11 protein-coding genes are annotated in these 12345 nt (G+C 72.6%); 2 read left to right on the top strand and 9 right to left on the bottom strand.

Annotated features, from left to right (window positions below):
* Positions 1-36 precede the first annotated feature (36 nt).
* The 5 genes from AMK24_RS21640 to AMK24_RS21620 form a co-directional block, all read right to left on the bottom strand.
* Positions 37-1515, bottom strand: coding sequence for an aminotransferase class I/II-fold pyridoxal phosphate-dependent enzyme (locus AMK24_RS21640; RefSeq protein ID WP_073770476.1), 1479 nt, complete (start codon positions 1513-1515; stop codon positions 37-39).
* Positions 1516-1569: 54 nt separating this feature from the next.
* Positions 1570-2169 carry a flavodoxin family protein gene (locus tag AMK24_RS21635; protein WP_073770475.1) on the bottom strand — a complete coding sequence of 200 codons (600 nt, stop codon included), beginning with the start codon at positions 2167-2169 and terminating at the stop codon, positions 1570-1572.
* A 188-nt stretch (positions 2170-2357) separates the two neighbouring features.
* A complete protein-coding gene (locus tag AMK24_RS21630) occupies positions 2358-3245 on the bottom strand; it encodes an SDR family oxidoreductase (RefSeq protein WP_073770474.1) in 888 nt (295 codons plus the stop codon).
* Between the two features lie 145 nt (positions 3246-3390).
* Positions 3391-4575, bottom strand: a complete 1185-nt coding sequence (locus AMK24_RS21625) for a zinc-dependent alcohol dehydrogenase (protein ID WP_073770473.1) — start codon at positions 4573-4575, stop codon at positions 3391-3393.
* A 188-nt stretch (positions 4576-4763) separates the two neighbouring features.
* Positions 4764-5183: an FKBP-type peptidyl-prolyl cis-trans isomerase gene (locus tag AMK24_RS21620; protein ID WP_073770472.1), complete on the bottom strand. Its 420-nt coding sequence runs from the start codon at positions 5181-5183 to the stop codon at positions 4764-4766.
* 358 nt (positions 5184-5541) lie between these two features.
* Here AMK24_RS21620 and AMK24_RS21615 point away from each other — a divergent pair, with 358 nt between their 5' ends.
* On the top strand, positions 5542-6351 hold the full coding sequence (locus AMK24_RS21615) for an alpha/beta fold hydrolase (RefSeq protein ID WP_073770471.1): 810 nt from the start codon (positions 5542-5544) through the stop codon (positions 6349-6351).
* Entirely contained in the window at positions 6351-7622 is a 1272-nt protein-coding gene (locus tag AMK24_RS21610) for a PP2C family protein-serine/threonine phosphatase (protein ID WP_073770470.1), read from the top strand. The genes AMK24_RS21615 and AMK24_RS21610 overlap by 1 nt, the downstream gene beginning before the upstream one ends.
* Before the next feature lie 102 nt (positions 7623-7724).
* Here AMK24_RS21610 and AMK24_RS21605 read toward each other — a convergent pair whose 3' ends face one another.
* The 4 genes from AMK24_RS21605 to AMK24_RS21590 all read right to left on the bottom strand — a co-directional run bounded on the left by AMK24_RS21605 (position 7725) and on the right by AMK24_RS21590 (position 12243).
* Complete coding sequence (locus AMK24_RS21605; protein ID WP_073770469.1) at positions 7725-9023, bottom strand: LLM class flavin-dependent oxidoreductase; 1299 nt, start codon at positions 9021-9023, stop codon at positions 7725-7727.
* Positions 9020-10426, bottom strand: a complete 1407-nt coding sequence (locus AMK24_RS21600) for an NtaA/DmoA family FMN-dependent monooxygenase (RefSeq protein ID WP_073770468.1) — start codon at positions 10424-10426, stop codon at positions 9020-9022. The genes AMK24_RS21605 and AMK24_RS21600 overlap by 4 nt, the downstream gene beginning before the upstream one ends.
* A gap of 120 nt (positions 10427-10546) precedes the next feature.
* Positions 10547-10846 (bottom strand): hypothetical protein, encoded by a 300-nt coding sequence (locus tag AMK24_RS21595; protein ID WP_242435217.1) that lies wholly within the window; start codon positions 10844-10846, stop codon positions 10547-10549.
* Between the two features lie 101 nt (positions 10847-10947).
* Positions 10948-12243: an MFS transporter gene (locus AMK24_RS21590; RefSeq protein ID WP_073770467.1), complete on the bottom strand. Its 1296-nt coding sequence runs from the start codon at positions 12241-12243 to the stop codon at positions 10948-10950.
* Positions 12244-12345 lie beyond the last annotated feature (102 nt).

The raw sequence follows: 12345 nt of genomic DNA, 5'->3' as shown, positions 1-12345 counted from the left end.
GCCGCCCCGCCGGTCCGAGGCCGTGCGGGGCCGGGCTCAGTCGGCGCCCACGTCGTGCACGGAGACGCGGATGGTGGCGACCGTGCCGTCGGCGGCGTCGGGGACGAACATGCCCGCCTCGACGCCGGTGCGCAGGTAGTCCACCACCGCCTGGTCGAGCAGCTCGCCGGGGAGGGCGGCGGGGATGCCGGGCGGGTACGGGGTCAGCGTCTCCGCGCAGACCCGGCCGACCGCCTCGTCCGCGGGCACCTGTTCGACCTCGCCGAAGAACGCGTCCCGGGGAAGCGTCACCTGTTCGAGGCGGAGGTCGCGCGGGTCCGGGACACGGATCTCGGGGGCCGGCGGCAGGTCGTCGGCGTGGGCCACCAGGTCGCGCAGGCCGTCGAGGAGCCGGCCCGTGGTGCTTTCGTCGTCGGCGTGGGTGAGCTGGGCGTTGATGCGCCGGTGGTCGGAGGTGTGCAGGTTGATCCGGTGGTTCCGGCGCAGCCAGTCGGCGGCGTCGTAGCCGCTGAACTTCACCTCGCCCAGGTCGATGAAGATCTGCAACGGGTCCATGTCGAAGGCGAGTCCGGCCGAGCAGAAGTCCTCGCGCCCGTTGACGTGCAGCCCCTCGACGGCCTGCACGGCCGCCCGTACGCGGCGGGCCCGCGCCAGGGACTCCTCCATGAGCCTGTGGCCGTGCTCCACCATCTGGCGGCGCCAGCCGTCCATGGCCGCGTAGACCAGGACCGAGGGGCTGGTGGTGTCCAGCAGATCGGCGCGGGAAGCGAGGGTGGCGGGGGTGATGAGGTCGCCCTGCAGGTGGAAGACCGACCCCTGTTCGAGCCCGGACCCCATCTTGTGCACCGACGTCACGCACACGTCGGCGCCGGCGTCCATGGCCCAGGTGGGCAGCTCGGGGTGGAAGGGCAGGTGCGCGCCCCACGCCTCGTCCACGATCAGCGGCACGCCGCGCGCGTGGCACAGCTCCGCGACGGCGTTGATGTCGGCGCAGGTCCCGTAGGGGGTGGGGCTGGTCAGCAACGCGCCGCGCGCGTCGGGATGCGCCTCGAAGGCCGCGCGGAAGGCGTCCGGCGTCGGCGGGTGGGCCAGATGCAGCCGGGCGTCCCACTGGGGCTCGACCCAGACGGGGCGGATGCCCGCGAGGATCAGGCCCGAGACCACCGATTTGTGCGCGTCCCGGCTGACCAGCAGCTTCTCGTGCGGTCCCGCGACGGCCAGCATGGCGGCCTTGACCGAGAGGGAGCTGCCGCAGGTGGAGAAGAAGGTGTGCTCGGCGCCCACGGCGTCGGCCATGAGGCGCTCCGCCCGCTCCAGGACCTTCCGGGAGGTGGTCCGGTCGTCCAGACCGGACACGGCCAGCATGTCCGCACGGAACAGGGCGTCCCCCAGGACGGCCCGCACTCTCGGGTCGGCTCCGCGGCCCTGTTTGTGGCCGGGCGGGGTGAAGGGCAGGTGGTCCTGGTCCTGGTAGGCCAGGAGAGCGTCGAGTACGGGGGCGGTGGAGTGATCCATACAGTCCGGCTTCCCGATGCGGGGGGAGGAGTAACGCCGCGCCGTCGACCGCCCTCAGGGCGCCGGGTAGGAGTCGCCGGCGAGCAGGCGGGCGAGGTGGACGGCGTTGGCCGCGAGCGCCGCGGTGGTCGAGGCGACGGCCTCGGGGGTCTCGTCCAGGTCCTGGTAGTCGGTGCCCTGCATGGCTTCGCCGACCCAGTACGCGACGGCTCCGGGGGCCAGGGAGAAGCCCACGTCGTTGAGGCCCTGGAAGACGTCGGCGCTCACCTTGTGCGCCCCGTCCTCGTTGCCGACGACGGCCACCGCGGCGACCTTGCCGTACGTGTGCGGCCTGCCCTGGTCGTCGGTCTCGGAGGACTCGGCGTTCAGGCGCTCCAGGACCCGCTGGCAGACGCTGGAGGGGTGGCCGAGCCAGATGGGGGTGGCGATGAGGAGGATGTCGGCGGCCAGGACCTTCTCCCGGATGGCCGGCCAGGCGTCTCCGTCACCCATGTCCACGCCGATCCCCGGACGGACGTCGTGATCGGCGACCCGGACGATCTCGCCCGGTACGTCGTGGTGGGCGAACCGGGCCATGACCTGCTCGGCGAGGCGCTGGCTGCTGGAAGGGGCGGGAGAGGCGTTCAGGGTGCAGACGAGGGCGAGAGCGCGCATGGCGGAGGAGGACTCCTTACTGGTGGGGGCGGAAAGACCGCTCACATCCGGCAGGGCCTGGCCGGCCCCCGAGGGGGCGCGGGCGGGCGCGGGGAGGCGACGCCCCCCGGACGGGGCCGGCGCGGTTCAGCCGTACCGGGGCGGGGACCGCGGACCGCCGCTGCCAGGGGGCGGCGGCGCCACCGCTGTCAGGGGATGGGGGTGCCGCCGGTGGCGTTCATGATCTCGCCGGTGATGAAGGAGGCGTTCGCGGAGGCGAGGAAGACGTAGGCGGGCGCCATCTCCGCGGGCTGGGCGGGCCGGCCCAGCGGGCTCTGCTTCCCGAACTCGGCGGTGTCGGGCAGGGTCGCGGGGATGAGCGGCGTCCAGACGGGGCCGGGGGCGACGGCGTTGACGCGGATGCCGTCGGAGGCCAGCATCTGGGCCAGCCCCTGGGTGAAGGTGACGATCGCCCCCTTCGTCATCGCGTAGTCCAGCAGGTGGGGGCTCGGCTTGTACGCCTGCACCGACGTGGTGTTGATGATCGAGCCGCCGGCCGGGATGTGCGGCAGGGCGTTCTTGCACAGCCAGAACATGCCGTACAGGTTGGTGCGCACCACCCGGTCGAACTGCTCGGTGGAGATCGCGGAGATCCCGTCGGGCTGGGACATCTGGTAGGCCGCGTTGTTGACCAGGACGTCGATCCGCCCGAACTCGGACACGGTGCGCTCCACGAGTGAGCGGCACTGTTTCTCGTCCCGGATGTCGCAGACGACGGGGACGCCCCGGCGTCCGGCCTCTTCGACCAGGCGGACGGTCTCCCGGGCCTCCTTCTCCTCCTCGGGGAGGTGGGTCAGCACGACGTCCGCCCCTTCGCGGGCGTAGGCCAGGGCGACCGCGCGACCGATACCGGAGTCGCCGCCGGTGATCAGGGCCTTCCGGCCGTCGAGCAGGCCGGAGCCGCGGTAGGACTCCTCGCCGTGGTCGGGCGGCGGGTCCATGGGCCCGGTCCAGCCGGGATGTTCCTGGTCCTGCTGGGGGAAGTCGGGACGGGGGTGGAGCTGGTTCGGGTCCTGCGGCTGTTCGCTGCCGGCCATGGGCCGTCCTTTCTCACGTCGTGGAATCGGCTCCCGAGGCGGCGGGGCGGCGGGGTGCGCCGCCCCGCGGAGCCGGGCTGTCCGGCTGTCGGGTTGTCGGGCTGCCGGAGGCGCCGGGTACCGGGGCTGCCGGTCACCGCGGGCGTCAGGGGATGAGGAGGGTCTTGATCATGCCGTCGGCCTTCTTCTGGAACGTCTCGTACGCCTTCGGCCCCTCCTCCAGCGGCAGGTGGTGGGTGGCGAAGGAGTCCACGCCCAGCGGGTCCCCGTCGACCAGCAGCGGCAGCAGGTCGTCGACCCAGCGCCTGACGTTGGCCTGCCCCATGCGGAACTGGATCTGCTTGTCGAACATGGTCAGCAGCGGCATCGGGTCGGCGGCTCCGCCGTACACCCCGGAGAGGGAGATCGTCCCTCCCCTGCGCACCAGGTCGATCGCCGTGTGCAGGGCGGTGAGCCGGTCGATCCCGGCCGTCTCCATGAGGCGCCGGCCGACCGCGTCGGGCAGCAGGCCGACCGCCGTGTGCGCGGCCTTGGCCAGCGGCGCGCCATGGGCCTCCATGCCGACGGCGTCGATCACCGCGTCCGTACCGCGCCCGTCGGTGAGGTCGCGGACGGCGTCCCCGAGGTTCTTGCCGTGGCGGCGCAGGTCGAGACAGGTGGCGCCGTAGGCGCTCACCCGGTCGAGGCGGTCGGGGACGAGATCCACGCCGATGACGAGGCCCGCGCCCCGGTGGAGGGCGATCCGGGCGGCCATGGCGCCGATCGGGCCGAGGCCGAGGACGGTGACGCTGCCGCCGGGCGGGACGGCCGCGTACTCCACGGCCTGCCACGCGGTGGGCAGGACGTCCGAGAGGTAGACGAACCGGTCGTCGGCCGGACCGTGCGGCACCTTGATGGGCAGGTCGTTGCCGAAGGGCACCCGCAGGTACTCGGCCTGCCCGCCGGGCACCTGCCCGTACAGCTTGGTGTACCCGAACAGGGCCGCGCCGGTGCCGTACTCCCGCACCTGGGTGGTCTCGCACTGGGAGTGCAGCCCCTGCTCGCACATGTAGCAGCGGCCGCAGGACACGTTGAAGGGGACCACGACCCGGTCCCCCGGGGCGAGGGCGGTCACCTCGGGCCCGACCTCCTCCACCACCCCCATGGGCTCGTGCCCCAGGATGTCGCCCGGGTCGAGGAACGGTCCCAGCACCTCGTAGAGGTGGAGGTCGGACCCGCAGATCCCGGTGGACGTGACCCGGACGATGATGTCCGTCGGGTCCTGGATCCGCGGATCCGGGACCGTCTCCACCCGGACGTCCCGCTTTCCCTGATACGTCAATGCGCGCACGGTCCCGCTCCTTCCTCGCCGATGTTCGCGAACGGGAGAGCCGGGTTCCCCCGACGCGCTCCGTGAAACACCCGGTCCGCAGGAGTGCCCGCGCCGCGCCGCTAGGGCGTCGGTCCGGAGCCGGGCCCGGGGCGGGGCGGGGCTGACGCGTCGGGCGGAGGAGGACGGCCGGGGCCGGCCCGGAGGCGTCAGACGGGGCCGGTCGCGCCGGGCCGGGGCCGCGTGGGCGGGCCGACGACGGTGAGCAGGTCCACGACGAAGACCAGCGTCGAGTCCGGCGGGATCGACGCGGTGGGCGACTGCCTGCCGTAGCCGAGTCGCGGCGGAACGATGATCTCGCGCCGGCCGCCGACCCGCATCCCCCGCACACCCCGGTCCCAGCCCTTGACGACCTTGCCGCCGCCCACCGCGAACTTGAACGGCCGGCCCCGTTCCCAGGAGGAGTCGAACTCCCTCCCGGACGCGAACGTGACGCCGACGTAGTGCACCTGGACGACTGTGCCCGGCCGCGCCTCGGGCCCCTCCCCGACCACGAGGTCCCGCACCGTCAACGCGTCGGGCGCGGCCCCTTCCGGAACTTCGACCTCGGGCTTCGCCGGTTCGCTCATCACACGGTCCCCTCACTCGCCACCGGGCCCCTTCGAACGGACCGGCCGGACGCATGGTCCCTCCATGCGGCAGCCGGTCACGCTACCGGCGCCGGCGGGGCCCACGCCCCTCGACGGGTACGAGCGCACCTGCGCGGGGAACACGCCGATCGAGCCGTCCCGGCGCGGGCGGTCCCGCTCGCCACGTCCCCGGGGGCGGCCGTCGCCAGGACGGCAGCCGGGCGGCGTGCCGGGCCGGGAACCGGTGGAGCGGCCGGGCGAGGACCGGGGCCCGGCCTCGCCCGCCATCCGGGCGGGCCCGGTCGCGTGACCCGGGAACGCTCCGGACGCCTCCGGGGTCGTCTGGGAGGATGGTGGTATGGATGTACGGCGCAGGAACCAGGTGAGGGTGACCGGGGCGGCCGGTGCTCCGGTGGTGATGCTGGCGCACGGGTTCGGCTGCGACCAGAACCTGTGGCGTCTGGTGGCGCCGGTGCTGGAGCGCGACTTCACGGTGGTCCGCTTCGACCACGTGGGGGCGGGGAGATCCGACCTGTCGGCGTGGAGCGCGGAGCGCTACGGCTCGCTGGACGGTTACGTCGACGACGTGCTGGAGCTGTGCCGGGAGCTGGACCTCGGGCCGGTGACCTTCGTGGGGCATTCGGTGAGCGCGATGATGGGGGTGCTGGCCGCCGCACGGGAGCCGGACGCGTTCGCCGGACTCGTGCTGCTGGCGCCCTCGCCGTGTTTCGTCGACGATCCCGGAACCGGCTACCGGGGCGGGTTCAGCGCCGGAGACATCGAGGAGCTGCTGGAATCGCTGGAAGCGAACTACCTGGGCTGGTCGGGCGCGATGGCCCCGGTGATCATGGGCAATCCGGACCGGCCGGAGCTGGGCGAGGAGCTGACCGACAGTTTCTGCCGCACCGACCCGGAGATCGCGCGGGTCTTCGCCCGGGTGACCTTCCTGTCCGACAACCGCTCCGACCTCTCCGCTGTGGAGGTGCCCACGCTGGTCGCCCAGTGCTCCCAGGACGCGATCGCCCCGCCGGAGGTGGGCGCCTTCGTCCACGCGCGGATCGCGGGTAGCAGGCTGATCACGCTGAACGCCACCGGACACTGCCCCCAGCTCGCCGCTCCCGAGGAGACCGCCGCGGCCATCGCCGCCTTCGCGGGAGCCCTCCGGTGATGTGCGGGGCCGGGGAGGCGGGAGAAGGCCCCCGGGAGCGGGAGGCGGAGCCGGCGCACGAACGGGCGCAGTTCTCCGCCCTGCTCGAGGACAGCGTCGAGGACCTGTACGAGAACGCGCCCTGCGGCTACCTCTCCACCCTGCTGGACGGCAGGATCGTCAAGATCAACACCACCCTGCTGAACTGGCTCGGCCGCCGGCGCGAGGACCTGGTGGGCCATGAGCACTTCTCCGACCTCCTCACCGTCGGCGGGCGGCTCTACCACGAGACCCACTTCGCTCCTCTGCTGCGCATGCAGGGCGAGGTCAACGGCATCGCCCTGGAGCTGAGGACCGCCCACGGCGCCCGCATGCCGGTCCTGGTCACCTCGACGGTGAAGACGGGCGACGACGGACGGCCCCTGCTGATCCGCACCACCGTCTTCGACGCCCGCGACCGACGCGCCTACGAGACCGAGCTGCTGCGCGCCCGCCAGGAAGCCGACCGGGAACACGCCCGGCTCCGGACCCTGACCACCACTCTCCAGAAGACCCTGCTGCCGCCGGTGCTGGCGAACGTTCCGGGGCTGGACGTCTCCGCGCACTACCACGTCGCCTCGGCCGACGAGGTCGGCGGAGACTTCTACGACCTCTTCCCCCTGACCGCCGGCACCTGGGGGCTGTTCCTCGGCGACGTGTGCGGCAAGGGCGCCGCCGCCGCGGTCGTCACCTCCCTGGCCCGCTACACCCTGCGCGCCGCCGCCGTCTACGACCCCGACCCGGCCGCCGTCCTCGGCAACCTCAACACGGTCCTCAACCACGAGTACCAGGGGGCCGACCCCCGCTTCTGCACCGTCGTCTTCGGCCTGCTCACCCCCGACGGGGCCGGGGGCGGTTTCCACGTCGTCCTGGCCAGCGGCGGCCACCCTCCGGCCCTGTTGATGCGCGCCGACGGGACCGCCGACTTCCTGCCCACCCCCGGCGGTCAGCTCATCGGCGTCCTGCCCGACCCGGAGATCGTCACCACCGAGATCCGCCTCGCCCCCGGCGACACCCTGCTCCTGCACACCGACGGTCTCACCGAGGCCCACACCCACGCCACCACCGGCGGCACAGAGCGCTACGGCGACGACGCCTTCCTCGACTTCGCACGCTCCCTGGCCCCCACCACCGCGTCGGACACCATCGGCGCGGTCCGCGACCTGCTCGACACCTTCGGCGCCGGCGTGGACGACGACACCGCCGTCCTGGCCATCCACGTGCCCCGGCCCCCCGGCGACGAGCCCCGGTGACCGGTCCCCCGCCACGCCGGGTCAGCCGAGGAAACCCAGTCGCACCCGGCGCTCCGGACTGCCCCTGGTGGGCGGCCGGGCCCCGAACTCGGGTGCCGCGTGTCAACCCGACTTCGCGTAGCGGCTGGCGGGGCGGGCCAGGCCGAGGTGGCCGCGCAAGGTGGTGGACGCGTACTCCGTACGGAACACTCCGCGCCGCTGGAGTTCGGGGACCAGGCCGCGGGTGATCACCATGAGGTCGTGCGGCAGCGTGGCCGGGCGGAGGCGGAAGCCGTCCAGACCGGTGGAGTACCGGTCGATGAGGAGGTCGGCCAGTTCGGCGGGGGTGCCGGTGAAGACCTCGGCGTCCGAGACGAGTTCGGCACCGGCCACCTCGTCCAGGCGGGCCTTGCGCCGGGCGGCGACGCCCGGTTCGTCGTCGAGGAGGACGATGAGGTCCGCGAACGTGCGCAGGGGCCGCTCGCTCACGTCCCGGCCGGTGCGTTCCACCGCCTCGGCCACTTGAGCGAGGATCGCCGCCGTGCCCGCCCGGTCGTGCGGCGTGATGGCGACGACGTCGGAGCTGAGGGCGGCGAACTCGTACGGTGTGGTGGCGTGCGCCAGACTCACCACCGGCGGTTGCCCCTGGGGGGTGCGCGGGGTGATGGACGGGCCCTTCACGCTGAAGTTCGTGCCCCGGAAGTCGATGTGGTGAACCTTGTCACGGTCGAGGAAGCGGCCCGTCGTCGCGTCCCGTATCTCCGCTCCGTCCTCCCAGCTGTCCCAGAGCCACCGTGCTGCCTGTACCACTTCCGCGCCCTCCACGAAGAGCGCGCGCAGCGGTTCGGAGATCGAATCGGAGTCGCCCACGTCGCGCTCGGTGAGCTGGGGTGCGGTGCGGCGCCCGAAGTGTGCGGCGTCGGCGGCCCGGGACGCGATCTGCGGGCGCCAGCCGGCCCGGCCTCGGCTCGCGTGGTCGAGCGTGGCGATGCCGATGGCGAGGTGGAACGGTTCGGTGTGGGTGACGTTGGTGGTCGGGACCAAGCCGATGTGCTGGGTGAGCGGGGCCAGGTATGCGGCGAGCAACACCGCGTCGATGCTTCCTCTGACCTGGTCAGTGCGGTCGTCGGGCAGGTGGAAGGCGGCGGACTGGAGGCCGAGGGCGTCCTCGAAGGTGACGAAGTCGAGCAGCCCGCGCTCGGCCTCGGTGACCAGGTCGGCCCAGTAAGCGGCGTCGAGCAGTTCGCCGGGCCGGGCGCCTTCCTCGCGCCAGGCCGCCGGATGCCAGCCGACACCGTCGAGCGCGACGGCGAGGTGGAGGAGGGCGGTGGGGTCGGAGGCGGTGGCCGGGGTGCCGGTCGGGTCGGTGGCACCGGTCGTACCGTGCGCGGCGCCCGATGTGTCACTCGTCGTGCCGGTCATGCGGTGGTCTCCTTCTCGTCGTGCCCGGTGCGCAGGGGCCGGCCGGGGCCGCCCCAGCCGGTCGGGCGGGGTGCGGTGGCCAGGCCGAGGTGGTCCCGGAGCGTGGTGCCGGTGTAGTCGTCGCGGTGGACGCCTTTCTCCTGGAGAATCGGCACCACCCGGTCCACGAAGTCGTCCAGGCCGCCCGGCGTGAGGTGCGGGACGAGCACGAAGCCGTCGGCGCCGTCGCTCTGCACGTAGTCATCGATGGCGTTCGCGACCGTCTGCGGGCTGCCGACGAAGGTCCGGCGGCCGCCGACCTCGATGACCAGCTCCCGGATGGAGAGGTTCCGCTCCTCCGCGAGCTCGCGCCACTGCCGGGCGGTCTCCGCCCGGCCCTTGCGGAAGACGGAGTGGCCCTTCAGGAAGTGGGCGTCGTCCTCGGGCTCGATGCCGGGCAGCGGCCCGTCCGGGTCGTACGCGGAGAGGTCGCGTCCCCAGACCGCCTCCAGGTGGGCGATCGCGGTCTGCGGGCTGACCAGCTCGCGGCTGATCTCCTCCGCGTAGGCCGCCGCCTCCTCGTCGGTGTCCGCGACGACGGCGTTGGCCGTGGGAAGGATCAGCAGATCGTCGGGGCTCCGGCCGTACGTCGCCAGGCGCCGCTTCACGTCCCGGTAGAACTCCCGGGCCGTGTCGAGCCGGTTGTGCTTGCTGAAGATGACCTCGGCGTCGGACGCGGCGAACTCCCGGCCCGCGTCGGACTCGCCGGACTGGATGATCACTGGATGGCCCTGCGGTCCCGGCGGAGTGGTGAACCGGCCGTAGATGTCGAAGTGCCGGCCCCGGTGGGCGAAGCGGCCGGCGTCGGCGGCGATGAACTCGCCCGAGGCCGCGTCGGCCTTGAGATCGCCGACCGACCAGCTGTCCCACAACTCCCGCGCTGTGGTCAGGAATTCAGCGGCCCGGGTGTAGCGGTCGGCCTCCGGGAGGAAGTCGCCTCGGCGGAAGTTCTCACCGGTGAACGCGTCGTAGCTGGTCACCACGTTCCAGGCGGCCCGCCCGCCGCTGAGCCGGTCCAGGGTGGCGAACCGGCGCGCGACCTCGTACGGCTCGTTGAAGGTCGCGTTCACCGTAGCGGCCAGGCCCAGATGCGTGGTGACGGCGGCCAGGGCGCTGAGCACCGTCAGGTTCTCCGGCCGGCCCGCGATGTCCAGGTCGTAGACCTGCCCCTTGTGCTCGCGCAGCCGCAGCCCTTCGGCAAGGAAGAAGAAGTCGAACTTGCCGCGTTCGACGGTCTGCGCGAGCCGGATGAAGGAGTCGATGGATATCTGGCTCTCGGAACGGGGGTCCGACCAGACGGTCACATTGTGGATGCCGGGCAGCTGCGCTGCGAGATGCACCTGCTTCTTGGCGGGGGCGGGCACGGTGGGGCCTCCTCCTACGAAGTCCATTTGTCTGTGCGGCGAGTTCATGCAGTGGCTTTCAGAGCGTGCCTGCGACCTGTGTCGTGTGCACAGGTCGACCGGCCCTGCTTCACGAACTGTTCATGCCGTCGCGACGAGCGCGGAATCCTCGGCGGCCTCCGGTGCCGGTGCGGGTGCCGGAGTGGTGGACGGGATCGGCGAGACGTACCGCATCCGGTTCTCGAAGGCGCCCCCGTGACTCTTCACGTCGATGGCGATCCGGTCGCCGTCGGCGATATGGAACTCGTCGTGGAAGCTCGCCTCGTCGGCGCCCAGCAGGACATGGTCGACCAGCCCGGGCCGCGGTACCGCCGGGAAGGTGAACAGGTGGTCCGCCCTGTCCTGGATCAGGTGGTGGAGCGCGTCGTCCCCATGGTCCAAGGGGCCCTCCCACGCCGTCGCGCCGTTCCGGACGATGGTGACGGGGAGCCGACCGCCGGAGGGCGGAGAGGGTGTCCTCCGGCGGTCGGGGCGTCGGGCTGTCAGCTCGCGGGGGTCTTGGCCTCGGCCTCGGTCTCCGCCGCTGTCTCCTCCGCCGCCTCCGCATCCGAGGACGGCCGGTGGGCAGGGAACCCGGCCTTCCGGGCGTGGAGCACGACCACGATCACCGGCAGCAGGAGCAGCACGACTGTCCACGGGAAGGACTCGCTGCCGAGGGTGTCCAACAGGATGCCGCCGACGATGCCGCCGCCGGCCATCGCGACGTTCCAGAGCGTGACGAGCATGGCCTGCGCCGCATCCGCCGACTCCCCGCCCGCGTCACCGACGGCGGTCTGCAGCAGCGTCGGCACACCGCCCCAGCCCAGTCCCCACAGCACCGCTGCCGCATAGACGAGCACGGTGGTGTCGGAGAGGACGGCCAGGAGCAGTGAGGCGACGGCGACCAACAGCGCGCCGGCGACGGTGAGACCGCGCAGCCGGCGGTTGATCTGCGCGCCGACGATCCAGATGCTCGCCAGCGAGGCGGCGCCGAACACCAGCAGGATCAGGCCGGTGTGCTCGCCCAGGCCGAGGTCCTTGAGGTACGTGGCGATGTACGCGTACAGGATGGTGTGCGCCAGGACGAAGACCAGCGTGACGAAAAGGACCGGCGAGACGCCCGGGATGGTCAGGGTGCGCAGGAGTTTCGGCCGCTCGCCGCGGGCCTGGCCGGGGAAGTCCGGCACACCGGCGAAGACCCACACCAGCAGTGCGACCGTGAGCCCGGTCATCGACAGGAACGCCGCGCGCCAGCCGAGCCACTCGCCGAGGAACGTACCGGCGGGCACGCCGAGGGAGAGCGCGACGGGGATACCGGCCATGGCGATGGCCATCGCCCTGCCCTGGAGGTGTACGGGAGCGAGGCGGCGGGCGTAACCGGCGAGCAGGGCCCAGGCGAGACCGGCGGCCACACCGGCGACGAACCGCGCCACCATCGTCAGCTCGTAGACCGACGACATGGCGGTCACGGTGTTGGCGACGGCAAACCCGGCCATGGCCGTGATCAGCAGCTTCTTACGCTGCCAGCCAGCGGTGGTGGCGGTGAGCGGGATCGCGGTGAGAGCGGTGCCGATCGCGTAGACCGTGACCGTCTGCCCGGTGGCGGACTCGCTGACCAGCAGGTCCTGGCTGATCGACGGCAGCAGACCGGCGGGGAGGGTCTCGGTGAGACTGGTGATGAAGACGGCGGTGGCGAGGGCCAGCAGGGCGAAGAGCGGGAGCTTGCGCGCTTCCTCACCGCCGCCCGGGGGCCCCGGTTCCGCCGCGGAGGCGGCCGCCGTGTCGGGTGCAGTGCTCATGGGGTGTGCTCCAGGTTTCCTGATGGGAAGGGGTGATGGTGGGGGCAGAGGACGGTTCGGGGGCTGCTGGGATCGTTCGCGGATGGCTGGGACCGCTTGCGG

This window comes from Streptomyces sp. CB02366 (assembly GCF_001905905.1).
Taxonomy (GTDB): Bacteria; Actinomycetota; Actinomycetes; order Streptomycetales; family Streptomycetaceae; genus Streptomyces.
Note: the sequence above shows the minus strand (reverse complement) of the source record. Positions and strands in the feature narration are given on the sequence as shown.